This is a genomic window from Psychroserpens citreus, from assembly GCF_055686305.1.
In genome coordinates this window covers 1,816,200-1,840,049 of the sequence record NZ_CM145999.1, presented here as the reverse complement: position 1 = coordinate 1,840,049, position 23,850 = coordinate 1,816,200, and the positions used below count along the sequence as shown (strand labels likewise).

The following is a 23,850-nucleotide window of genomic DNA, read 5'->3' as shown; positions in this document are numbered from 1 at the left end:
CATAAAAAAGCCTCTCAAATTGAGAGGCTTTTTTTGTACAGGCGGCGAGACTCGAACTCGCACACCTCGCGGCACTAGATCCTAAGTCTAGCGTGTCTACCAATTCCACCACGCCTGCAACTTTCCATTTCATAATGGGATGCAAATATAAACAATACTTTCAATATTCAAATAACTTTAATTGGGAAAAAATACATGTCATTTTTGTACTTTTGAAAGAACTAAAAATCAAACTCCAATGCAACACATTCAATCTTACATTGAAAACCATAAAGACCGCTTTTTAAATGAGCTAATAGAACTTTTAAAAATCCCATCAGTAAGTGCAGATCCTGCTTTTAAAGATCATGTCTTTCAAACTGCTGATGAAATTAAAGATAGCTTACTTAAAGCGGGTTGTGATCATGTGGAAATTTGCCAAACTGAGGGCTTTCCAATTGTATACGGAGAAAAAATAATTGATGAAAACCTTCCAACAGTTTTGGTCTATGGGCATTACGACGTACAACCTGCAGATCCTTTAGAATTATGGACCTCACCTCCTTATGAGCCTGTTGTTAAAAAAACAGATATTCATCCAGAAGGTGCGATTTTTGCTCGAGGTGCTTGTGATGATAAAGGGCAAATGTATATGCATGTAAAAGCCATGGAGTTTATGACTTCTACCAATCAATTACCATGTAATGTAAAATTTATGATTGAAGGTGAAGAGGAAGTTGGAAGTGTTAACTTATCAAAATTTGTAAAAACAAATCAAGAGAAACTTAAAAATGATGTCATTTTAATTTCGGATACAGGAATGATTGCCCAAGATGTCCCGTCAATTACGACCGGTTTACGTGGATTAAGTTATGTTGAAGTTGAAGTTACGGGACCAAATCGTGACTTACACTCTGGATTATATGGTGGTGCAGTTGCCAATCCTATAAATATTTTGACAAAGATGATCGCTTCATTGCATGATGAAAATAATCATATTACAATACCAGGGTTTTATGATAAGGTTGAAAATCTTTCGGATGCCGAAAGACAAGAAATGGCTAAAGCTCCTTTCTCACTTGAAAATTATAAAAAGGCATTAGACATTGATGCTGTCTATGGAGAAAAAGGGTACACGACAAATGAGCGTAACTCCATACGTCCTACTCTAGATGTGAATGGTATTTGGGGTGGCTATATTGGTGAAGGTGCTAAAACTGTTATTGCAAGTCAGGCTTTTGCAAAAATATCGATGCGTTTAGTACCAAATCAAGATTGGGAAGAGATTACCGAATTATTTAAAACACATTTTGAGAGCATTGCTCCTGCAAGTGTAAAAGTAAAAGTAACTCCACATCATGGCGGACAAGGCTACGTAACACCTATTGATAGCATTGGCTACAAAGCAGCATCAATGGCTTATAGCGAAACCTTTGGCAAACCCCCTATTCCACAGAGAAGTGGAGGTAGTATTCCAATAGTTTCTCTTTTTGAACAAGAATTAAAAAGCAAAACAATATTAATGGGGTTTGGCTTAAACAGTGATGCCATTCATTCTCCTAATGAGCATTTTGGTGTTTGGAATTACTTTAAAGGTATTGAAACTATTCCTTTATTTTATAAATACTTTACTGAGTTAAGTAAATAAATGTTGTTATCTCAGGAATATAAAGCGCAGTGGAGTTTATTGAGTAAATTCTTCTTTAGGGTAGTATTCACATACATTGTGCTGTATATCATCTTGATGTTTATTAGTCACTTTTTAGAAGCTCCATTTAGATGGATTGGTAAATCAATACTTAATATTAATTATGACTATGATGTTAGTGGATTTGGAAGTGGAGATCATACTTATGCTTATATAACACTTTTTGTAAATGCCTTATTAACACCTATAATTGTTAGCATATGGACATTTATAGATAAAAAACGTCAAAGTTATAACCAAGCATTGTATTGGTTTTTAATTTTTTTAAGGGTTGTTCTTATACTATTTATGTTCCTTTATGGATCTGTAAAAATCTATCAAATTCAGTTCCCTCAACCAAGTTTAGTACGCTTATTACAACCCCTTGGAGAGTTTTCTCCGATGGGATTAGCATGGACATATATGGGTTATTCGGAGGGGTTTAATATGTTTACAGGATTCATGGAAATACTGGGTGGACTATTACTAATTCCGAGACGTACTCAAACTATTGGAGCTTTTATTGTAATGGGAGTAATGACCCATGTAGCTGTTATGAACTTTATGTTTGATATTCCAGTAAAACTACTATCAACACATTTAGTAGTAATGGCTGGTATAATTTTTATAACCGATTATAAACGATTTACGAATGTCTTTTTTAAAAACAAGAGTACCGAAGCAATAAACTATTATCACCCAATAAAAGACCGCACCTATTTTAAAGCTATTTTTTGGCTAAAAACAATAGCACTGGCTTTCATAATTGTTGGAGTTTGTATCACAGGTTATATATCTGAAAGAAATCTAGGACATAAAAGAGAAAAACCATTTTTATATGGGATTTGGGAGGTTTCTCAATTCATAAAAAACAAAGATACTATTCCACCTTTGATTACAGATTATAAAAGATGGCGTTATTTTGTTTTAGATCATAAAGGTAAGGTTGTGATAAAAGCCATGAGTGACAAAAAATATGCTTATGATATTTCAATAGATTCTACTTCTCAACAAATAAAGCTATATCGCGAACTTTCAGAATTTCATGATTTTAATTTTAAATACAAACATCCCAATTCTAATTATCTTGAACTTGAAGGCACTCTGCAAGGCGATAAACTAAAAATCATTTTAAGCAGAAAAGACCTAAATAATTTCAATTTGATATCCAGAGGATTTAATTGGATAAATGAGCGACCTTATAATAGATAAAGTAGCTTACTCCTTTACAATTTTGTAAGCTCCACTTTTTTCTGAAGATATTAAGTTTAAAAAGTAAACACCTTGTGGTAAGGCTTTAATGTTTAATACCGTTGAACTTTCCGAAGTTATTGTATTTAAAACCAATTTACCTGAGACATCATATAACTTAATCTCAATATTTTTTATAGACTCGTTAACTTCTATAAAAAGATCAGATTGTACAGGGTTTGGAAAAATATTAATATCATCATCTAAAAAATTATCTAAACCTAAAGTATTAAATCGGATACACTCACTACGTTCTGTGCAATTCCCGGAGGTCACCTCTACTGCATAATTACCATTTGATGGTGGTATAAAAGATTGACTTGTTGCACCAGAAATTGCAGTATTAGTAGTGCAATTAAACCATTGATATGATGCTGAAGACTCATTAGACATCAAAGTTGTTGTTGTTACTGTAAGCGTATTATCTACAGCAACCAATCCGCCTTTAGTCGTCATAAAACCTGCAACCAATTTCACAATTTCATGATAGTAGGGTAAGTCTAGTGTAGACACACGATCCCCAGAAGTATGATAAAAAGGTGTTTGGTCATCTGTTTCCCAAGACTCACCTATTAAAATGGCTGAAATAGCATCAGAAGTACCATTACCAGCAAACCAAAAGCTTGCATGATCACTAAATGTGGTTCCTGGATTGACTACAATAGCATTTAAATCAAACACATAGGCATTTAAAACCGCTAACATATCGTCTTTCAGTTCGGCTGAATTAGCTATATTTCTATAATCTATATCAAAATCGTTATCTCCTGGTGTACCAGGATTGTTTCCATCATAACCTACCATATCCATATTGACTACGCCGAGTATATTGTCACCATTGGCTGCAGCTAAATTGGCATAAAATTCTGAGCCTCTTAATCCAATTTCCTCCTCATCCCATAATGCGTATACGATGGTATTATCCAAACATTGCTCAGATAAAATTCTCGCTATTTCTAAAACAGCTCCAGTACCTGTTACATTATCATCCGCACAATAATCATCTACTGAGTCATAATGTGCACAAACAATATAAATATTATTGGGGTTGGTTTTACCAACTTGAGTAGCGATAATGTTACGACCATTGGTATTAAATGATTGACTTGTAACCGTAATATTATTTAGGGCTTGAAATCGTTCAACTAGATAATCTCCAGCTAATTCATTGTTTGCTTCTTGCCTATTAAGAATCGTCACCATATTCCCATTCACTGTAGTTGTTTGTTCTCCTGAAAATTCATTCAGTGTTAAGGTTAATGCATCAATATCAACTTGATTAATAATATCTTGAACAGTCTGCGCGTAAGAAAAAATAGTACACAAAAAGACACATACTAAAGTAGATCTAACCGTTTTCATAGTAGGCAATTTTTCAATTGGTTTTTATCAAATATAGTGGATTTTAGTAAAATAGGTCTCTAAGCTATTTGCAATTTCAATTTTTTTATTCTACATTTGTAGAGTTAATTCTAAAAGCGTAGAACAATGCAATTATCAAAAACCGAAGAACAACTCATGCAACATCTTTGGAAGTTAGAAAAAGCTTTTATGAAAGACTTACTAGAAGCTTATCCAGAGCCAAAGCCTGCAACTACAACGGTTGCAACTTTATTAAAACGCATGATCAACAAAGGTTTTGTAGCTTATAAACTCTATGGGAAGTCTCGTGAATATTATCCTTTAGTAAAAAAGAAAGATTATTTCTCGAAACATGTAAATGCTTTAATTAAAACATTTTTTAATGATAGTGCGTCGCAATTCGCTTCCTTTTTCACTAAAGAAACAGATTTAACTAAAGAAGAATTAGAGGCCTTAAAAACTTTAATCGATAAGGAAATAAAAAATAAATAGTTATGCTTATCTACATCTTAAATTTTAGCGCATGCTTAGCCATATTTATGCTCTTCTATAAGTTAATTTTAGAACAGTCAAGCATACATCAATTTAAACGTTTTTATTTATTAAGTAGTGTTATTTTAGCACTTATCATCCCGTCAATAACTTTAGTAGAGTATATAGATCCTATAATGACAAACCCACTGGATTTAAGTACTATACCAACTTTAGATACAATTGAATCATTACCTAAAGAAACGCCATTAGATTTTTTATTAAATATTTTATGGAGTATTTATAGTATAGGCGCCTTGCTTTTTTTAATAAAATTTGGCTTCAATTTATATCGGATCATTTCAAGAATACAAAATAACCCTAAGCAAAAATCAGAGCATTTTATTAATGTCTTAGTAGAAAACTTAAAGATTCCACATACCTTTTTTAGTTTCATTTTTTTGAACAAAAAAAAGTTTGAGCATAATACAATTCCTCAAGAAATATTACTTCATGAACAAACACATGCTAAACAAAAGCACAGTATTGACATCTTAATTTTAGAAATCTTACAAATCCTGTTCTGGTTTAACCCACTAGTCTATTTACTAAAAAAAGACATTAAACTAAATCATGAGTTTTTAGCAGATCAAGCAGTACTGAATAGTGGAATTCAACCTGCAACATATCAAACAATGTTATTAGCTTATTCATCAAAAGCACCTGATCAACAGTTAGCAAATGCTATTAATTATTCATCCATCAAAAAACGATTTACAATTATGAAAACACAAACACCAAAACAATCCGTTTGGGTTAGAACTTTATTTCTACTCCCATTAGTTGCCATCCTTTTTTACAGTTTTACACAACGAGAAGAGGTCATTAAAGAAGATACTCCAACACCTCAACAGGCAACATACACTAGTGAGGGCATCTCAGACGAATTAATGTCTGAATACAATAGTTTTATGATGACATATAAATCAACTAATATCGTAGATGGTTCCAAATATGATAGAATCGTATCTATTTATAATATGATGTCTAAGTTACAGCAATCTACTGTTGAAAAGTATCCAGAAACCCCAAACATTGACTTATCACAAATACAAGGAAAAGTACCATCTCAAAAAGAGTTTGATTCATGGAAAAACAATACAGAATATGCGATTTGGATAGATGGAGAACACGTTTCAAATGCCAAACTCAATTCATTAACACCTAATGATATTGCCTATTACTCTGGAAGCTTTGTTCATAAAAATGCGAGAAGTAAAACATTTCCACAATCACATCAGTTTAAATTATATACTATTGAAGGCTTTAAGAAAACATTTCAATTGTCAAAAGTAATGAAATACCACCTACTTACAAAACGCTATTCAGACGCTATACAAGAGTATTTAAAAGGAAGTCAAACAGATAATTCTGAGTTAAAACTACAAAAAGAGCATATTGATCGCGTTTATAATTCTTTTACCAAGAAAGAGTTAAAACAGCATAAAATCTTACCTGCACCTCCAATTCCGGCTCAAAAAAAACAAAAAGGAGCTACCGCTAAACAAGTGGCCGAGTATAATAAATTAGCCAAATATTATAACGACAATTTAGATCGCAAACATATTACTATTAAAATGAAAGATGTTGAACGTCTAAAATATTTATATGGAATTATGTCAAAACCACAACAGAAAAATGCTGAACCTTTCCCTGATTTTCCGAATCCACCTCCTCCTCCACCAGCTCCAGTTTCAATAGAAGTGGTAGAAACCAAAGATGTACCTCCACCACCTCCAATTTCGGAGAATGCAACATTAAAAGAAAAAGAAAAATATAAAAAGGCCATAAAAAATTATAAAACCAAAGCTAAAGCAAAAGTCTCCAAACATAAAAATGAAAAGGGAGAACTTATCGAAATTGTTGAAGTGGTTGAAGTTCCACCACCACCGCCACCTCCTCCACCACGAATGCCATTAGACTTTATAATTGATATGGCGAAAGTGAACGCCAACTTTTATTATGAAGGAAAAAAAGTATCTTCAGATAAGGCTATTGAATTGATAAAAAGCAACAAAGACCTTAATATTGAGTCTAAAAACTCAAATGAAAAGCAGCCAGATGTTTACATTACAAAAGCTCCAATTATTAAAGAGACTAAAACAAAGCAAAATTAGTAATCAAGAGAAATATTCAATGTAACTTCCATCAAATATTGACATTCAATCTTTAAAAATTAAAAGCCTCAATTATTGAGGCTTTTACCATATAGGTAAATCTACGTGGTATAGTTTATGGGTAAAAAACTTCTGAAAATGCTCTAAAATGAATGGTATATTTAAATTATTAACTAGACCAATCACCAATGAAGGCATCAGATAAACCTAAACTAAGAATCGTTCAATCACTGCTCTTTTTTATTGTTTTAGCAATCAATTTGACTATGTGTCAAGCAGCCGAAGCTCAAGAAAACAATCAAGCTCTAAAAGAACATTCATATCCGTTTGTTAATAACATCATTTAAACAAAAAGCTCTTTTCTGTTAAAAAATGTAACAAAGTGAGTGATTTAGCGTTCTAATAGGCAACCAATCAAAAAACACTCATCATGTTAAAAAAATTCTTCATCATCTGTTCTGGATCAGACACAGACATTCTCAACAATTGTGCAATAGGCGAACAAAATAAATATGCTGGTATTGGAGCTACTGTTTTTTTCACAGCAGTTATGGCATTTATAGCCTGTAGTTATGCTCTTTATACCGTATTTGACAATATCTATACAGCATTAGGGTTTGGCTTTGTTTGGGGGTTATTAATATTCAACTTAGATCGTTTTATTGTATCTACTATTAAAAAAAGAAACAATATTATCGACGAAATTATACAAGCATCTCCTCGTTTAATTCTAGCTGTGATTATTGCCATTGTAATATCTAAGCCATTAGAGCTTAAAATCTTTGAAAAGGAAATTAATCAAGTGTTACTAGAACAAAAAAATGATTTAACATTAGCAAATCAAAATCAAATTGCCGAACAATTTACACCTAATGTTCTAGCGTTAGAAGAGACTATTTCTAATTTACAATCTGAGATTATCACTAAAGAAGCTGAAGTGAATGCACTTTATGATATTTATATTTCCGAAGCTGAAGGTACAGCTGGAACACAATTATTAGGAAAAGGTCCTGTTTATAAAGAAAAAAGAGAAAAACACGATGCCGCTCTTGCCGAGTTACAGCAATTGAAATCAGATAATAAAGCCAAAATTACAGCTACTGAAGCACAAATAAACCAATTAAAATCTGATTATGATACTCAAGTAAGCGCTTCGCAACCAATTATTGATGGATTTGATGGTTTGATGGCAAGAGTAAATGCCCTTGGAGAATTACCTTGGTTACCATCATTTTTTATTCTACTATTATTTTTAGCGGTTGAAACATCTCCAATTTTTGCAAAACTTTTGTCTCCTAAAGGAGAATATGATTACAAGTTAGAAGATGCTGAAACAGCTGTTAAAACATGGGTTGAACAAAAAGTGAGCGAACGTAAGATTCTTTTAAAAACTGATCAAACACTCAATAACAAAATCTACAGTGATATTGCAGAAGAAGACGAGCTATATGCTTATAAGCGTAAAAAAGCACGCGAACTCATGCAACTGCAAGCTGATGCTTTTTTTAAACATCAAAAAAATGCCTTATAATAATCAATATTAAACCAATATTTATGCTGCTACTTCTTTGGTCTTAAAATGGTTGTATATATTCCCATGACCAAGACCAATAATAGATAAGCGTTTATTTTTAACCAAAGCCTCATTATGTAATTGTGCAATAGCACTAACCCCATAACGATCGATACTGGTTAATTGCTCTATGCTTACTGTTATTGCATTAGCGCTTTCAAAAACATTTCTGAATTCTTTCTTAAACACATGAAGATTGTGTCTATCTAATACTCCTTTTACTTTAAAGAAGTTATTTGCTTGTGTAATTTCTAGGTTCATAATAATTCGATTTAGGATTATGTAATAACTCTATTTTGCTATTAATCAATATTATGATGTTATAAATATCTAAAATATAAAAGGCAATCTATTATATAATCGATTAAATGTATAATTGGTTGGTTTTAGATTATAAACTGACTTTTTTAATCGATAAACAACACATTTCGAATAGGTTGCGCGCACCAAAATTGTATGATATTATATAATTTTCTAAATAAGGATAGCTAAAAAGTGTTTCTAGATTAATAGACTTCTAGACCATTATCAATTATTTAATAATAGTTATTTTTACTTGACATTACTATTTTACGAGAATGAGAAAAAGAGGTTCCACATTGTTACACGTTCCAATTAAACAAAATAACTTAATTTATCTTATAAGTTGTCTGATATTTTTGAGTTGCACTCAAGAACATATTATAAAAAAAGAGTACTTAAAATTGAGTAAAAACATACTCGATTATCATATTACTCCAAAAGATTCTACTGATAAATCTGGTTTAATGTTCTCTGACAAAGGAGCATGGTTTGCTTATGGTATGCAAAAAAATGACAATAGTAGTGTTGGGTTTTCTGGACCATTTTTAATGACGCAACAAAATGGTATTTGGGCTAGTAGCTCATTATCAAAATTACATCTTTCATTTGGGCCACAAAACACATCTTTAGTTAATTATACTAAAGACTTAGTCGAACAAAATAGTTATGCAAGTCATTTAGAACAACTTTTTAGAAATGACACTATTCAATTAAAACAAGAACTGCTTTTTTTATCGGGTCATACTGTACTTCAGCGCACGACCATTCAAAACACATCAAAATCAACTATAGAAATTCATCCTTCAATCTTTGGTGACATTTATGATGTTGGAATAAAATTCAATAAAGGCAGTAATTATATTAAACTACTTTCTGAACATTCTCAAGCAACAGGTTATATTAAAACAAAAAATGAGGTAGAGCACATAGAAATTTTAGACAATAAAAAAAGGTATTCAATCCAATTACAAGAACTAAAACTAAAACCCAATGAATCTAAAGATATTATAATTTCTCACACGTTTATATTCCCAGAATATTCTTGGGATGCTGAAAAAACACAACTAGAAAAAGCTAATTTTGATGCTATCTTACACTCATTAAAGTCTCAAAAAGACTTAGAGTTGGCTTCTTTAATAGATCAAAAAAATCAAACTTTCCACGACGACAAATATGCAAGAGTATTAGCGAAAGCTTATATGACTTTACAAAACAATTGGCGGATTCCTGCTGGAGAAATAAAACACGAAGGATTATTCCCTAGCTATCATTACAAATGGTTCAATGGGTTTTGGTCTTGGGATTCGTGGAAGCATGCTGTAGGTTTATCATATTATAATACCAACTTAGCAAAAGCTCAGATAAAATTAATGTTTGAGTTTCAGAATGAAGATGGATTTGTCGCCGATTGTGTGTTTAGAGACACGCTTATTGAAAAACACAATTATAGAGATACAAAACCACCGCTTTCAACATGGGCTGTTTTAAAAATTTACAAAAAAGATAATGACATATCCTTTGTTAAAGAATTATATCCTAAGTTAAAAAAATATCATAATTGGTGGTATCAAAAACGTGATCACGACAAAGATGGTTTATGTGAATATGGCTCAACTGATGGTAGCCTAATAGCAGCAAAATGGGAAAGTGGAATGGATAATGCTATTCGGTTTGATTTTTCAGAAATCTTAAAAAATGATGATGGTGCTTATTCTTTAAACCAAGAAAGTGTTGACTTAAATGCCTATCTCTATGCAGAAAAACTATATTTAGCCGAACTAGCTTTAGCATTGCAAAATCATGACGATTATAACATATTCTCAACTGATGCAAAAACCTTAAAAACAAAAATTCAATCTCAATTTTATGACAACCATGATGGATGGTTTTATGATACAAGTATTGATGGAACACAATTTATAAAAGGAGAAGGAAGTGAAGGATGGACAGCACTTTGGGCTAATGCAGCTTCACAAAAACAAGCTGAAAATATAAAAACAAAGATGATGAATCCTAAAAAATTCTTCACTAAAGTTCCATTTCAAACCATGAGTGCCGATCACCAAAAATTTGACCCATTAAAAGGGTATTGGCGAGGTCCAAATTGGTTAGATCAAGCGTATTTAGGTGTAAAAGGTTTGCGAAATTATGGATTCCACAACGAGGCCGATTTAGCTACAAAACAAATTCTTGAAGGCGCTCAAGGATTATTAAAAAAAGGGCCTTCTATTAGAGAAAATTATCATCCATTGACTGGAGAAGGCTTGCATGCTCAAAATTTTAGTTGGAGCGCTGCCCATACTATCATGTTATTGCTTGAAGATTAGTTAAACTAAAAACGTCTATCTGGATGAAATGAATTCAAATCGAGTGAAGGTTTCATGTCAGAAATGACTTCAGAAACGAGTTTCCCTGTAGCCGTAGCCATGCTCCACCCCATCATAGCATGACCTGTGGCTATAGTTAAATTATCACATCTTTCTGACCTTCCGATATATGGCAACCCATCTGGAGATACTGGTCGTAAACCAGCTGCCGCATTAGATTTCTCTTCAGAATTCACTCTAATTTCTGGATAGTATTTTGTAACAGCTTGAGCAATAGCTTCGACTCTAACCGGATTGATATCATGGTTAATACCCGCAATTTCCATTGTTCCTGCAAATCTTGTAAAACCATTCATTGGTGTTACAGCTACTTTTGATTCGGCTAAAATGGCTGGTATAGAAATTCCTGTGTTTCTGGTAGAATTCATTCGATACCCTTTACCTGCTTGAAGTAAAAGCTTTAATCTTATTTTTTTACTTAATATATGCGACCACGAGCCAGCAGCTAAAACAAATTCATCAGCTTTTAAAGCTTGTGAACTAGTTTTAATGGCTGAAATGTGTCGATTTGAAACTTCTAAATCTTCAACTTTTTCATTTTTTAAGAATTTAACTCCGTTTGTTGTTAAATAGGTTTTCATTTCGTCCATAAACTCATGAGGTGTTGTATGAGAGTCACATTCATAATAGGTTGCTCCTTTGATATTCATAGTCACATTTGGTTCTAATGCCTTAATATCTTTTATACTCAATACCCTTGCGGCTAATCCTTCCTGAGTAGCCAAATTAACTGTCTTAATTTCTTCATCTAGCATCTTTTCAGTTTGACATAACATGAACAATCCTTTTTTCTCATATTGAAATGTAAAAGATTCATCACGTTTAATATCATCGTACAATTCTTGGCTTAAGACTGCAATAGATTTGATGGCTGGAATTGCTTTAGAGACATGATTTAAATTACACGATTTATTAAACGCCCAAACCCATCTTAGGAAATCGGGTTCTAGTCGAGGTTTAATATATAATGGACTCGAACGATCAAACATCCATTTGATGCCTTTTTTCATGACACCTGGAGCCGATAACGGAATGATATGACTTGGCGACAAATAACCTGCATTGACGTAAGACGCTCCAAAATCCATATTAGATTGATCGACAATTGTGACATCATGCCCAGCTTTTTGAAGATAATAAGCAGAGCACAACCCGATGACTCCTCCTCCTATAACGGCTACTTTTTTATTCATTTATTCCCAATTAAAATTCCAAATTGGTGTATCACCTCTTAAATGTTCTATAAAATAATTCCATCGCTTTTTAGTAAAGTATTTCCTATAATCACCCTGATAACCATGACGCTGGCTTGGAAAAATAACTAAGTCAAAATCTTTATCGGCTTTGATTAGGGCTTCGGCCAACTTAAAAGTGGCAGAAGGGTTTACATTATCGTCCAAGCTTCCATGAGTTAATAATAGTTTCCCTTTTAGTTTATGCGCATTAGTTATATTAGAGACTTCATGATAGGTAGAATCTACAGGCCATCCTTGATACATTTCTGGCCACCATGCTTTTTCCATTCTAAAATCATGATCTGCAGAGCTAGCGACCCCTACTTTATACGTTTCTGGAAACGCGAACATAGCTCTCCCTGTATCATAACCTCCTGCTGAATGCCCGAAAATTCCAACTTTATCTCCATCAATCCAACTATACTTATCACTTAAAAATTTTATTGCTCGCACATGATCTTCAAGGTTATTTCCCATATTTTTATAGGAGTGGTTTAGAAATTCTTTAGAACGACCAGCAGTACCCAAACCATCTACCATCATTACAATAAATCCAAGTTCTGCAAGTGCTTGGTTCCACAAAATTCCTGTATATCGATTAGGAAATACTTGAGTGTGAGGTCCTGTGTAGGTATGATCTATTATTGGGTAAGATTTGTTTGGGTCAAAGTTGGTGGGTTTCCATAGAGCACCATAAATTGTGGTTTTTTCATCTTTTGCTGTTAGACTAAATACTTCAGGAGCTTGCCACCCAGTTGAACTAATTTCGGATATATCTGCTTGAGTTAATCCTGTAATTATTTTTCCAGTCGCTGCTTCTCGTAATACTGTTTTAGTAGGAATGTTAACTGTAGAATAGTTATCTACAAAATACTTTCCGCCTTCAGAAAAACTCACTTGATGGTTTACAGGATCTGGGGTTAACAAGGTTTCTTTACCATCAAAATCAACTTTATACAATTGCTGATAGTAAGGGTTATTATTTTCTTCTTTTCCTGATGCTAAAAAATAAATGATTTCATTTTTTTCATCTGAATGAACAACTTCATTAATATAATAATTGCCTTGAGTTAGCGCTTTGGTATTTCCAGTTTTTAAATCGACTATATACAATTGACGCCAACCACTTCGCTGCGATAAAAAAATCACTTTTTGTTTTTTGTCAAACGTTCTGTGCCAGAAATTGTCAATATTAGTATCGCTAGTTTCTTCAATTATTATTTTTTCTGTTCCGTTGTTTAAATCTACTAACTTAAGATATCCCTTTTGATAACCACGCTCTGGGTAATCTGCCAATAATTTTCCAGACTCTTCTAACCACTCAGTACGAACAGAATTAATATGTGCGCCCTTTGGCAACTTTGTTTTAATCTCTTTTTTAGATTCTACATTGTAAAACGCTGGTTCTATATACACCATAGTTGTATCGCCTGGAGAACCACGATAATAGGATAATAATTTTGGTCTATAAAGGGAATCAATACTATAATCTAAAAGATACATTTTTTCTGCATTTCTAGTATCAACAATGGAAGCTCCAATCCATTTAGAATCTTTACTCCACTGAACACCAAACCGCCTTGGACGCTCACCGTTTTCACCTTCCATTTTATCATACCAGCCGTACCATGAGGCATATTCATAACCTTTTTCACCTTTAGTACTTAGTTGGTATTCTTCTTTATTTTCTGTAGATTTTATAAATAGATTATAATCTCTTGTAAAAGCAATCCATTTACCATCTGGGGATTTGCTTTCGAATTTATTTTCCTCTTCCTTTTTTTTTCCCTCTAGTTCAGATAATGCATAAGATTGTATATCTAGAGTATATAATTTATTATTTACTTTTATAGACAAATTCTCGTCTTCAGTTTTCTCTATATTAGAAATCGAAAGGTCATTTGGCTTAATATCTTTCTCTAAAAGTGTACCCAAAGCACCAGCTAGCTTATCTTGGTTAAATAAAGGTTTAACCTTAAAATCTGAAAAAGACACCGTCTTATATGCCTTTCCTTTTTTGGAATAATCAATAAACCAAAGCCCCGATTTATCTTTAAACCAATGTACCGTTGTATGAAGATTATACACCTTTTTATTATTGCTATTATCATACATAAAACTGACAGCACGTTTATAGTCTTCTTTTGTTATTTCTTGTGCAGTTATTATTCCTATTGAAAGAACGGAGGCAATTAGTAAAGCATAAAATCGTTTCATATTTCTTGTTTTAAATATTTCTTATCACCATTAAGATTGCTAATTAATTTAGAAATAATTTGAATTTTTAACTTCAAATTACCTGAAAACCATAAGCGTAGGGATCATCTTCAGGGTCTATAGTTATTATATTTTGCCCATATATTTTTGCCCAACCTTGAATGCTTGGTATAATCGCTTTAATACCATCTAAAGAAGTGACTTCTTCTACACGACCAATAAACTTAGAACCAATAAAACTTTCATGAATATACGGGTCTCCAATGTTTAATTTTCCTTTGGCATGCAATTGCGCCAAACGTGCCGAAGTCCCTGTACCACACGGACTTCGATCTATAGCTTTATCTCCATAAAACACAGCGTTTCTTCCTGAAGACGATTGATCTAAGGGATTACCAGTCCAAAGCATGTGCGTCACATCTCTGATCGTCTCATTTTCAGGGTGAACAAATTGATTTGGAAACGTATCATTTATTTTGTCTCTAAGAATTTGAGAATACCTAATTATCTCACTTGCCGTATAATCTTGTATTCCAGAAAAGTTATCTTGAGGGTCTACTATAGCATAAAAATTTCCGCCATAGGCCACATCAAAAGTAATGCGTCCTAAATCTGGGCAATCTATAGACAAATCTTGAGCAGCCAAATAGCTTTTTACATTAGTAAGCTTAACCCAATCCACCTTTTCTCCAGTTTGCTGGTAATCTATGTTTACCAAGCCTGCAGGAGCTTCCATTTTAATTTTTCCAGGTGTTTTAGGCCTTATTAAACCTTCTTCAATAGCGATTGTAATTGTTCCAATAGTTCCATGTCCACACATTGGCAAGCAACCAGAAGTTTCGATAAACAAAATAGCAAAATCATGTTCTGGATTATGGGGAGGATACAAAATGCTGCCACTCATCATATCATGGCCTCGAGGTTCAAACATGAGTCCTTTTCTAATCCAATCGTATCGTTCAAGAAAGTCCTGACGCTTTTCACTCATAGTTTCGCCTATGAGTTCTGGCCCGCCTTCTTTTATAACTCTAACAGGATTCCCACAAGTATGGGCATCTATACAAACAAATGTTGATTTACTCATTAGTTTTTGAATATTAAAAAAATACCTATAGGCAATAAAAACATACTACCAATAAAAAAAAGTATAAATCGTAATCTATTAACCATTGGATAAAATCTATGAATTAAAATTATTGGTGGGTTGTCTTTACTATATTGTTCTACTAATTTATACTTTGAATGATGTGTTTTAAGGTATTTATATTCTGAAATAATCATTTTAATGGAACATGATCTATCTATCACAAACTTGAAGATATTATTATAGAACTTTTGCTGATATCTATTTTTTAATTTTAAATGCTCAATTGGTTCGAACTCTACATTTAAGTTGTTTTTTAGATCATTCAACACAACCATTTCTTTGGTTATTTGACCATGATTTACACCTTCAACACTAATAACATAATCTCCTTCGATGTCTATGCTAAAAGACGTTTCAATTGTGTTTGATATATTAATTGGAGAAATTCTATTGTATTTGTTATATGACTTAATTGTAAGTCCTAAACATAGAACTCCAATTAAAACATATATCACCCCAACAACTAATGTCATTAATCCTTATTTTTTAAAATATAGTTATTCACTCGTTTTTCAAGAATTGACAAGGTCACGGTTCCTTGCTCTAATATAACTTCATGAAATGCTCTTATGTCAAAATTAGGCCCTAACTCTACTTCTGCTTTTTTTCGAAGTTCTCTAATTTTTAATTCCCCAATTTTATAGGATAATGCTTGTCCTGGCCAAGAAATATAGCGATCAGTTTCAGTATTAATTTCATGCAGAGATAATGCTGTATTTGACGACATATAATCTACAACTTGTTGTCGGGTCCATCCTTTTGCATGTATTCCAGTATCAACCACCAATCTACAAGCACGCCACATTTCATAGGTGAGTTTACCAAATTGCTCATAAGGTGTTCTATACATGCCCATTTCATCGGCTAAAAATTCTGAGTATAAACCCCAACCTTCACCGTAAGCTGATAGATATAAATTTCTTCTAAACTGTGGAATACTATCTCCTAATTCGTTATTTAAGCTCCCTTGAAGATGATGTCCAGGCACAGCTTCATGAACTGTTAGTGCAGGCAAGGTATACAAGGTTCTACTTGGTAAATCATAAGTATTTACCCAATAGTAACCAGGCTCTGTACTTTCTTTGGAGGTTCCAACATAACGTCCACCTGTATATTTAGGTGCAATGGCATCAGGAACAGGTGCAACACCATAGGGTTTTCTTGGTAAAGTTTTGAAAAAACGTGGTAATTGAGCATCTGCGCGTTTGGCCATATCTCTAGCAATCATCAATAGTTGCTCAGGTGTTTTAGCGTAAAACTGTTCATCTGTTCTTAAAAAATGAAAGAAGTCAGCAAAACTACCCTTAAAGTTCAAATCTGAGATGATCTGTTCCATTTCAGCTTTAATTCGTGCAACTTCTTTAAGACCTATTTGATGTATATCATCTGCTGTGTATTGTGTACTTGTAGTATAAAAATTAATTCGATCTTGATAATACGCTTTTCCATTAGGAGTTTCAGAAACACCCAAAGTGGTTCTTGTTTTTGGCAAATATTCTGTTTCAAAAAAAGCTTTTATTCGCTTAAATTGAGGAGTAACATTAGTCTCTATGGCTTCTTTAGCAGCTGCTAATATTGAGTCTTTTTGAGTTTGAGTTATATCTGAAGGTAAATTCTTAAATGGAGAATAATAATAACTATCTTCAAAATTTTCGACGATATTATCATCATAGGTAGACTCGTATCCTTTGAAAATAACTAAAGGCTGTGATACTCCTTTTTCTAAACCTTCACGGAGGTTTACTAAGTGTTGATCAACAAATATAGGAATAGCATTCAGCGTATTTAAATAATTTTTAACCTGAGCATAGTCATTTAAAGGACGTACTTCATAAGTTAAATTACTATGAAATCCAGTGTCAGACAGTAACGGGTTTAAATACTGTTCGAACTCATAATAGTTAATCTGATCTTGTAATACAAATTTCAAAAGTTCTGCTGAAATTTGATCTGTTTCACTTAAATCCTCTATTTTAATTTGAGCAAGCTCATCTAGCTTTTCTTGAGCAAACTCAGCTTGAGACTTATAGTATTCTTTAGTGAAAAGACCCAAAGGATATGAATTTCTATCATATCCTTCGTTGTCTTGATAGCTATTAATTATTTGGATTAAATCTTTTGGTTTGTCTTCAGATTTTTCTTTTTCACATCCAAAAATAAATAGCATTACTATTAGTATAGGGACTATCTTATCATATTTCATATAACATTATGTGTTTGTTTATTATCTACCAGCCTAGAAATCCCTAATGGATTTTCATTTTTAAGCGCGTCAGGCAGTAATTCATTTGGCCAATCTTGATAACTAAATGGTCGTACCCAACGTTTAATGGAATGAATACCAACAGCAGTGAAACGACTATCAGTTGACGACGGATATGGTCCTCCATGTACCATTGACGGACACACCTCAACGCCTGTAGGAACACCATTATAAATGATACGACCAACTCTATTTTGCAACGCTGAAATCACTTCTTCATAATTTGAAGCTTCATTGGGTTCGGCAATAACAGTTCCTGTAAGCTGTCCTTCTAAATTTGAAATTACTAGTGCTAGTTGTTCTTTATTGTCGCATTGCACTACCATTGAAAATGGCCCAAATACTTCTTGATGAAGCGACGTGTTTTCCAAAAATGCTTTACCATCAACCGTTGTAATTGCTTGCCTTGCATAATTGGTTTGTACCTCAGACGTATAGTCCATCACCACTGACAAATCTGAATGCGCAATCACTTTAGCCTTATTCGTTTCATAAGCACCTGCAATATTTGGGTGCAACATACACATAGGTTCAATAGTCTTAATATTTTCAGACAGTTGGCTTATAAAATTATTTAAAGCTTCACTTTTAATCCCTAAAATTAAACCGGGATTTGTACAAAACTGACCTGTTCCTAAAGTAATCGAATTCGCATAAGTTTTAGCCAAAGCACTTCCTCTATTCTCTAAAGCATTTGGTAACATCACTACAGGATTAATACTTCCCATTTCAGCAAATACAGGAATTGGCTCTTCTCGCTGTGACGCCAAATCATATAGAGCGCGACCTCCTCTTATACTACCAGTAAAACCGACAGCTTTTACTCGAGGATCTTTGACCAGTTGCGTCCCTACTTCTATTCCGCTACTGTTTAGATTAGAAAACACACCATTAGGCATTCCAGTTTTTTCGGCAGCTTTTATAATGGCAGAAGCCACCAATTCTCCAGTTCCAGCATGCATTGGATGTGATTTTACAATTACAGGGCAGCCTGCAGCTAAAGCCGCAGCGGTATCTCCACCTGCCGTAGAGTATGCTAAAGGAAAATTGCTAGCACCAAATACCACAACAGGACCTAAAGGGACCATCAATTTCCGAATATCAGATTTAGGCATCGGCACTCTTTCAGGTTGAGCGGTATCAATTGTTGCTTCTACCCAAGAGCCCTCAGCCACTAATTCAGCAAAAGATCTCAATTGCCCAACCGTTCGACCTCGTTCACCTTTGGCTCTACCTTCCGGCAATCCAGTTTCAGAACAATAGGTTTTAATAAGTTCATCATCGAGTGCTAGAATTTCATCGGCTATAGCATTTAGAAATTGAGCTTTATCTTCTCCAGAATAGTTTTTATAGCGATGAAAAGCGCGATCTGCGATGATGCATGCCATTTCTATCTCACTAGAGGACGCTTCAATAAACGTATTTGAATTATCTATGTTAAGTTGTGGATTACATGTTTTAAAGGTAACATTTCCTTTATCTGACAATGCATTTCCGATATAATTTTTTCCTGTTATCATTTGTTAAGTATTCGTTTTTGATGGGCTTCAATATCTACTGGTTTATGAACAATTTGGGTTGATACTGGATATTTTTCTAATAGCGTTTCTGGTCGGATTGGTCGTTTTTCAAATCCACCTCCACAGTTAGGACAAACCTGCTGTAAAACAGTATCCACACAATGCTTACAATAAGTACACTCGAATGTACAAATCATTGCGTCTTCCGAATCAAAGGGCAAAAGCTTATTGCAATGCTCGCATGTTGGTCTAATTTCTAACATTTAACTATTATTAAACAAGCTCAGATTGGCGTCGCAAACTTTTATAATCAGGCAAAGTTGGTCTACTTTTTAACCCATCTTCTATGACTTTAAGTACCTGTTTACGCTCTTCGCCATGAAGAGGCAAACGAGGTGCACGTACATTTTCGGTACCAATTTTAGTTGCAACTTCTGCCAATTTAATATTCTGTACTAATTTAGAATTTATATCTAACTCTAGCAATGGTAAAAACCACCTATAGATATTTAAGGCTTCTTGAATACGTCCAGCTTTTTGAAGTTCATAAATAGCTACTGTTTCAGCAGGGAACGCACATACTAAACCAGCAATCCAACCATCTGCTCCCATTAACAAACTTTCTAATGCTAAAGTATCTACTCCAGTCATAATTTTTAAGCGATCTCCAAAACGATTTTTAATACGTGTAACGTTAGAGATATCTCTGGTAGATTCTTTTACAGCTTCAATATTATCACACTTTAAAAGTTCTTCGAACATATCTAAAGTAACTTCAACTTTATAATCTACTGGGTTGTTATACACCATTATTGGTAATGACGTATTGTTTGCAACTGCTTTGAAATATTCTACAGTTTCTCTATCACCAGATTTGTAGCGCATTGGTGGCAACATCATCAATCCCTTTGCACCATCGTCTTCAGCTTTTTGAGCAGCTTCAATAGCTCCTTTGGTTGTTTGTTCTGCAATATTAATTAATACTGGAACTTTACCTTTAACTATATCAACAGTTGTAGTTGTAAGTGTTCGCTTTTCAGAGTCACTTAACGTACTGGCTTCTCCTAAAGTACCTCCTAATACAATTCCATGAACACCAGCATTTAACTGGGCATTGATATTAAGTTCGAAATTTTTTAAATCTAACCTATCGTCGTCTGTAAATTTTGTGGTTACAGCTGGCATGACGCCTTTCCATTGTATGCTCATAAATTTTATTTTTTGATACTGTAAAACTAACTTGTATTCTCAATATTGAATAATGGCTATTTATCCAATATTGATACTATATTATTCATTAATATAAAAATTACACTTTATTAGAATAGTATTTGCACATAAATATAAGATAACTTAACTTCGGATTCATGAAAGTATTACCTTTTAAAATACCAAAACCAGATTTTGATGCTTTGATTTTTCAGGAAGACAAAGCCACTTTCTTTTTTGATAAATTACACCAACATGAAGAAATTCAATTGAGTTTAATTCTAGAAGGTGAAGGCACCTTAATTGTTGGTGATACGATTAATTATTATGAAAAAGGCGATGTTTTAGTAATTGGAAGTAACCTACCACATGTCTTTAAAAGCGATATCTCTAGTTATAACATATCCCATATGTTGACTCTTTTTTTTACCAAAAACTCATTTGGAGAACAGTTTTTCAATCTTGAAGAATTAAAAACTCTCAAATCTTTTTTTAAGCGTGCTAAACAAGGATTTAAAGTGACATCTCATAAAAAGACAATAACACCAATATTTCAACATTTAGAAGAATCATCTAAACTAGAACGTTTTATTTCGCTTTTAGAATTACTCAAACTATTATCTAAGTGCAGTTATGAGAGTTTATCCTCTTTTATTTACGATAAAACATATACAGATATTGAAGGAAAGCGCATGCGAGATGTATTTGAATACACCATGAATCATTACAATGAACAGATTAGTCTATCAGCTATTTCTGATGTAGCCAATATGACCAAAAATGCCTTTTGCAAGTATTTTAAAAAGCGAACAAATAAAACCTATATCACTTTTTTAAATGAATTACGCATCGAACATGCATGTAAGCTATTATCAACTAATAAAGATTTATCTATAGCTGAAATTGCTGAATTAACAGGTTTTCAGAATATTTCAAACTTCAATAGACAGTTCAAAACAATAAAGCAGATGAGTCCGTCAAACTTTAGAGTTTCTTGACATATTGGGTAATGATAACAATATGTTGGCCATCGACTTTTCCTTCGATATATTCTTCATTTTCATGATCTAAACGAATATTTCTAACGGCAGTACCTTGCTTTGCAACCATACTTGACCCCTTGACTTTAAGGTCTTTGATGAGCACCACAGCATCTCCAGATTGTAGGATGACACCATTAGAATCGCGATGTATAATTTTAGAAGATTCTTCCTCATGCTCACCAGTTGCTCTTGCTAATGCCAGTGCTTCATCATCGAGATACATCATATCTAACAAATCTTGTGGCCAGCCTTCATTACGTAATCTTTGAAGCATACGCCAAGCCATAATTTGAACCGCTACGTGTTCACTCCACATACTATCATTGAGACACCTCCAATGATTCAGATCCATGTCTGTTTCACCTTCAATTTGATCATGACAAAAACCACAAACCAATACATCATTAGCTACATTTTCGTTTAATGATGGTGGAATGGTATATTGTTTTAAGTCCTGATTAGAAGCGCATAATTCGCATGAATTGTTACTGCGTTCTTGAAGGGTTTGTAGTACGCTCATTTATCTTTTTTTGCAATGATAAGGAAAATTAAATTGACGACTATTCTAAAAGTGAATCGCGCATTTTTTTTGTCATTTTTTTAACGACCATGTCATAAGAATGGTCAATTAATTCCATGATTAATTTTGGAGGCAAATCACCTTGATGCAAATACACACTGTTCCATTGTTTCTTATGCATATGATATCCTGGCTGAATACTACTATACTCTGTTCGGAGTTCCTGAGCATAATCTGGATCACACTTAAGGTTAATAAAGGCATTACCTTCTTCCCATTTTTTAAGCGATGCTAAAGCGAACATTTTACCTAGTACTTTAAACACGAGAGTGTCTTCATCAAATGGAAAATGTTCGGTGACTGCTTTTTTACTCAAGCAATACTCTCTGTATTGTTCTATATTCATAATAGTATACGTTCCATTAGCTTTTCTGGACACTTCAAATGAGTATACCCAAATTGTTTATATAAGCCGTGAGCATCCGAAGTTTTGAGCATCCATATCTTACAAGATTGTAATTTAGGACACTTATGAATCGTTTCCACCAATTGCTTTGAATAACCTTTTGCTCTATACTCAGGTAATATAAATACATCCATAAGGTAGGCAAACACAACATAATCTGTTGCAACTCTAGCGAATCCAATTTGCTTATCACCCTTATAAACCCCAAAACATAAGCTATGCTCTATTGATGTTTTCACTTGATCAAATGTACGTCCTTTAGCCCAATAGGCATCTTTTAAAAACTCATGAATCAAGTTTATGTTTAACCGATTTTTATCTGTGGAAACTTCAATCACTCTTCAAGTTGTTTTGGTGCAGTGTCTTCAATTTTCAAAGCAGAATAATCTAATTTCCAACCAATAGTTTCAACAATACTTTCAATAAGCAATACTGAATCCAAAGCTTCACGTTTGGCAATTTCATACAAACCACTTTCAGGGACTTTATTCATAATATGGAGCTTAGCTTCGTTGTGGAGCTCGGTTAAATCAGACGCTTCAAATTTGTTAAACATCCCATCAGATTTATCGTAGTAATTTAAATTCGTTTCAATACTCAACACCTCAGGTTGAGGAAAGTGAAACAACTTTACCGTTTTTGTTTTGAGATCAGAATCCATTTGAATCTTAGACAAGTCAAAACCAACATGTGCTTTAGCATTGATGACAACGAGCGCTTTCTTTTTACTTGTAATTAATTTTAAGAATCGTTCTTTGACATCTTCATAATGGTAAATCTCAGCAAAATCACCTTCAACTGTAATAAATTTACAAACTTTCTTAATCTTGTCTAATAAAATTACGGATTGTGAGTTGGTTTGTTTTTTTAATCTGAATTGTTTGATTAGCGTCACTATACCTAGTGTCACTAATATGCTCAAAATGATTATAAAAAATGTTTCCATAGTTAGTTATTTGTATTCAATTTTAAGTATTCAGAAAACAGTATTCAAATTTTAAGCCAGAATCTAAATCTATATCATTTCCAAATAAAAATTT

22 protein-coding genes and 1 tRNA gene are annotated in these 23,850 nt (G+C 33.3%); 8 read left to right on the top strand and 15 right to left on the bottom strand.

The features are described 5' to 3' along the window. Nucleotides 1–36 precede the first annotated feature (36 nt). Nucleotides 37–118, bottom strand: a tRNA-Leu gene (locus tag ACTU6T_RS08285). 120 nt (nucleotides 119–238) lie between these two features. Between ACTU6T_RS08285 and ACTU6T_RS08280 the strand changes: the two genes are divergently transcribed. After that, nucleotides 239–1,627 carry a dipeptidase gene (locus tag ACTU6T_RS08280; RefSeq protein ID WP_460217740.1) on the top strand — a complete coding sequence of 463 codons (1,389 nt, stop codon included), beginning with the start codon at nucleotides 239–241 and terminating at the stop codon, nucleotides 1,625–1,627. Then, the gene (locus tag ACTU6T_RS08275) at nucleotides 1,628–2,878 is read left to right on the top strand and encodes a DoxX family protein (RefSeq protein ID WP_460217739.1); all 1,251 of its coding nucleotides are present in this window, start codon (nucleotides 1,628–1,630) and stop codon (nucleotides 2,876–2,878) included. A 6-nt stretch (nucleotides 2,879–2,884) separates the two neighbouring features. On the opposite strand, the gene ACTU6T_RS08270 is transcribed toward ACTU6T_RS08275, so the two are convergent. After that, the gene (locus tag ACTU6T_RS08270; protein ID WP_460217738.1) at nucleotides 2,885–4,279 is read right to left on the bottom strand and encodes a M28 family peptidase; all 1,395 of its coding nucleotides are present in this window, start codon (nucleotides 4,277–4,279) and stop codon (nucleotides 2,885–2,887) included. A 126-nt stretch (nucleotides 4,280–4,405) separates the two neighbouring features. Between ACTU6T_RS08270 and ACTU6T_RS08265 the strand changes: the two genes are divergently transcribed. The 4 genes from ACTU6T_RS08265 (at nucleotide 4,406) to ACTU6T_RS08250 (ending at nucleotide 8,458) form a co-directional block, all read left to right on the top strand. Continuing rightward, nucleotides 4,406–4,771, top strand: coding sequence for a BlaI/MecI/CopY family transcriptional regulator (locus tag ACTU6T_RS08265; RefSeq protein ID WP_460217737.1), 366 nt, complete (start codon nucleotides 4,406–4,408; stop codon nucleotides 4,769–4,771). A 2-nt stretch (nucleotides 4,772–4,773) separates the two neighbouring features. Continuing rightward, on the top strand, nucleotides 4,774–6,927 hold the full coding sequence (locus tag ACTU6T_RS08260) for a M56 family metallopeptidase (RefSeq protein WP_460217736.1): 2,154 nt from the start codon (nucleotides 4,774–4,776) through the stop codon (nucleotides 6,925–6,927). A 188-nt stretch (nucleotides 6,928–7,115) separates the two neighbouring features. After that, on the top strand, nucleotides 7,116–7,274 hold the full coding sequence (locus ACTU6T_RS08255; RefSeq protein ID WP_460217735.1) for a hypothetical protein: 159 nt from the start codon (nucleotides 7,116–7,118) through the stop codon (nucleotides 7,272–7,274). An 83-nt stretch (nucleotides 7,275–7,357) separates the two neighbouring features. After that, nucleotides 7,358–8,458, top strand: a complete 1,101-nt coding sequence (locus ACTU6T_RS08250) for a DUF4407 domain-containing protein (protein WP_460217734.1) — start codon at nucleotides 7,358–7,360, stop codon at nucleotides 8,456–8,458. 21 nt (nucleotides 8,459–8,479) lie between these two features. On the opposite strand, the gene ACTU6T_RS08245 is transcribed toward ACTU6T_RS08250, so the two are convergent. Further along, the gene (locus ACTU6T_RS08245) at nucleotides 8,480–8,761 is read right to left on the bottom strand and encodes an STAS domain-containing protein (RefSeq protein ID WP_460217733.1); all 282 of its coding nucleotides are present in this window, start codon (nucleotides 8,759–8,761) and stop codon (nucleotides 8,480–8,482) included. 443 nt (nucleotides 8,762–9,204) lie between these two features. On the opposite strand from ACTU6T_RS08245, the gene ACTU6T_RS08240 reads away from it, so the two are divergent. Further along, nucleotides 9,205–11,130 carry an MGH1-like glycoside hydrolase domain-containing protein gene (locus ACTU6T_RS08240; RefSeq protein WP_460217732.1) on the top strand — a complete coding sequence of 642 codons (1,926 nt, stop codon included), beginning with the start codon at nucleotides 9,205–9,207 and terminating at the stop codon, nucleotides 11,128–11,130. 5 nt (nucleotides 11,131–11,135) lie between these two features. Here the strand turns inward: ACTU6T_RS08240 and ACTU6T_RS08235 are convergent, their stop codons facing one another. The 8 genes from ACTU6T_RS08235 to ACTU6T_RS08200 all read right to left on the bottom strand — a co-directional run bounded on the left by ACTU6T_RS08235 (nucleotide 11,136) and on the right by ACTU6T_RS08200 (nucleotide 20,781). Next, entirely contained in the window at nucleotides 11,136–12,383 is a 1,248-nt protein-coding gene (locus ACTU6T_RS08235) for an NAD(P)/FAD-dependent oxidoreductase (protein WP_460217731.1), read from the bottom strand. Further along, nucleotides 12,384–14,642, bottom strand: a complete 2,259-nt coding sequence (locus ACTU6T_RS08230; RefSeq protein WP_460217730.1) for a S9 family peptidase — start codon at nucleotides 14,640–14,642, stop codon at nucleotides 12,384–12,386. A 73-nt stretch (nucleotides 14,643–14,715) separates the two neighbouring features. Beyond that, the gene (locus ACTU6T_RS08225) at nucleotides 14,716–15,726 is read right to left on the bottom strand and encodes a 4-hydroxyproline epimerase (protein WP_460217729.1); all 1,011 of its coding nucleotides are present in this window, start codon (nucleotides 15,724–15,726) and stop codon (nucleotides 14,716–14,718) included. After that, nucleotides 15,726–16,262: a hypothetical protein gene (locus ACTU6T_RS08220; RefSeq protein ID WP_460217728.1), complete on the bottom strand. Its 537-nt coding sequence runs from the start codon at nucleotides 16,260–16,262 to the stop codon at nucleotides 15,726–15,728. Before ACTU6T_RS08220 ends, ACTU6T_RS08225 begins: the two co-directional genes overlap by 1 nt. Beyond that, nucleotides 16,262–17,992 carry a DUF885 domain-containing protein gene (locus tag ACTU6T_RS08215; protein WP_460217727.1) on the bottom strand — a complete coding sequence of 577 codons (1,731 nt, stop codon included), beginning with the start codon at nucleotides 17,990–17,992 and terminating at the stop codon, nucleotides 16,262–16,264. The genes ACTU6T_RS08220 and ACTU6T_RS08215 overlap by 1 nt, the downstream gene beginning before the upstream one ends. Further along, nucleotides 17,989–19,572 carry an aldehyde dehydrogenase (NADP(+)) gene (locus tag ACTU6T_RS08210; protein ID WP_460217726.1) on the bottom strand — a complete coding sequence of 528 codons (1,584 nt, stop codon included), beginning with the start codon at nucleotides 19,570–19,572 and terminating at the stop codon, nucleotides 17,989–17,991. Before ACTU6T_RS08210 ends, ACTU6T_RS08215 begins: the two co-directional genes overlap by 4 nt. Continuing rightward, nucleotides 19,569–19,835: a DUF1272 domain-containing protein gene (locus tag ACTU6T_RS08205; protein WP_460217725.1), complete on the bottom strand. Its 267-nt coding sequence runs from the start codon at nucleotides 19,833–19,835 to the stop codon at nucleotides 19,569–19,571. The genes ACTU6T_RS08210 and ACTU6T_RS08205 overlap by 4 nt, the downstream gene beginning before the upstream one ends. A gap of 10 nt (nucleotides 19,836–19,845) precedes the next feature. Next, a complete protein-coding gene (locus tag ACTU6T_RS08200) occupies nucleotides 19,846–20,781 on the bottom strand; it encodes a dihydrodipicolinate synthase family protein (RefSeq protein ID WP_460217724.1) in 936 nt (311 codons plus the stop codon). A 158-nt stretch (nucleotides 20,782–20,939) separates the two neighbouring features. On the opposite strand from ACTU6T_RS08200, the gene ACTU6T_RS08195 reads away from it, so the two are divergent. Next, a complete protein-coding gene (locus ACTU6T_RS08195; RefSeq protein WP_460217723.1) occupies nucleotides 20,940–21,779 on the top strand; it encodes an AraC family transcriptional regulator in 840 nt (279 codons plus the stop codon). Here the strand turns inward: ACTU6T_RS08195 and ACTU6T_RS08190 are convergent. Genes ACTU6T_RS08190 through ACTU6T_RS08175 form a run of 4 tightly spaced genes read right to left on the bottom strand, consistent with a single transcriptional unit; the run spans nucleotide 21,766 to nucleotide 23,756 of the window. Beyond that, nucleotides 21,766–22,344: a PhnA domain-containing protein gene (locus tag ACTU6T_RS08190; protein WP_460217722.1), complete on the bottom strand. Its 579-nt coding sequence runs from the start codon at nucleotides 22,342–22,344 to the stop codon at nucleotides 21,766–21,768. The two genes, ACTU6T_RS08195 and ACTU6T_RS08190, sit on opposite strands and share 14 nt — an antisense overlap. Nucleotides 22,345–22,384: 40 nt before the next feature. After that, entirely contained in the window at nucleotides 22,385–22,750 is a 366-nt protein-coding gene (locus tag ACTU6T_RS08185; protein ID WP_460217721.1) for an MmcQ/YjbR family DNA-binding protein, read from the bottom strand. Then, nucleotides 22,747–23,148, bottom strand: coding sequence for a GNAT family N-acetyltransferase (locus ACTU6T_RS08180; RefSeq protein WP_460217720.1), 402 nt, complete (start codon nucleotides 23,146–23,148; stop codon nucleotides 22,747–22,749). The genes ACTU6T_RS08185 and ACTU6T_RS08180 overlap by 4 nt, the downstream gene beginning before the upstream one ends. Continuing rightward, the gene (locus ACTU6T_RS08175) at nucleotides 23,145–23,756 is read right to left on the bottom strand and encodes a DUF4230 domain-containing protein (RefSeq protein WP_460217719.1); all 612 of its coding nucleotides are present in this window, start codon (nucleotides 23,754–23,756) and stop codon (nucleotides 23,145–23,147) included. Before ACTU6T_RS08175 ends, ACTU6T_RS08180 begins: the two co-directional genes overlap by 4 nt. Between the last annotated feature and the right edge of the window lie 94 nt (nucleotides 23,757–23,850).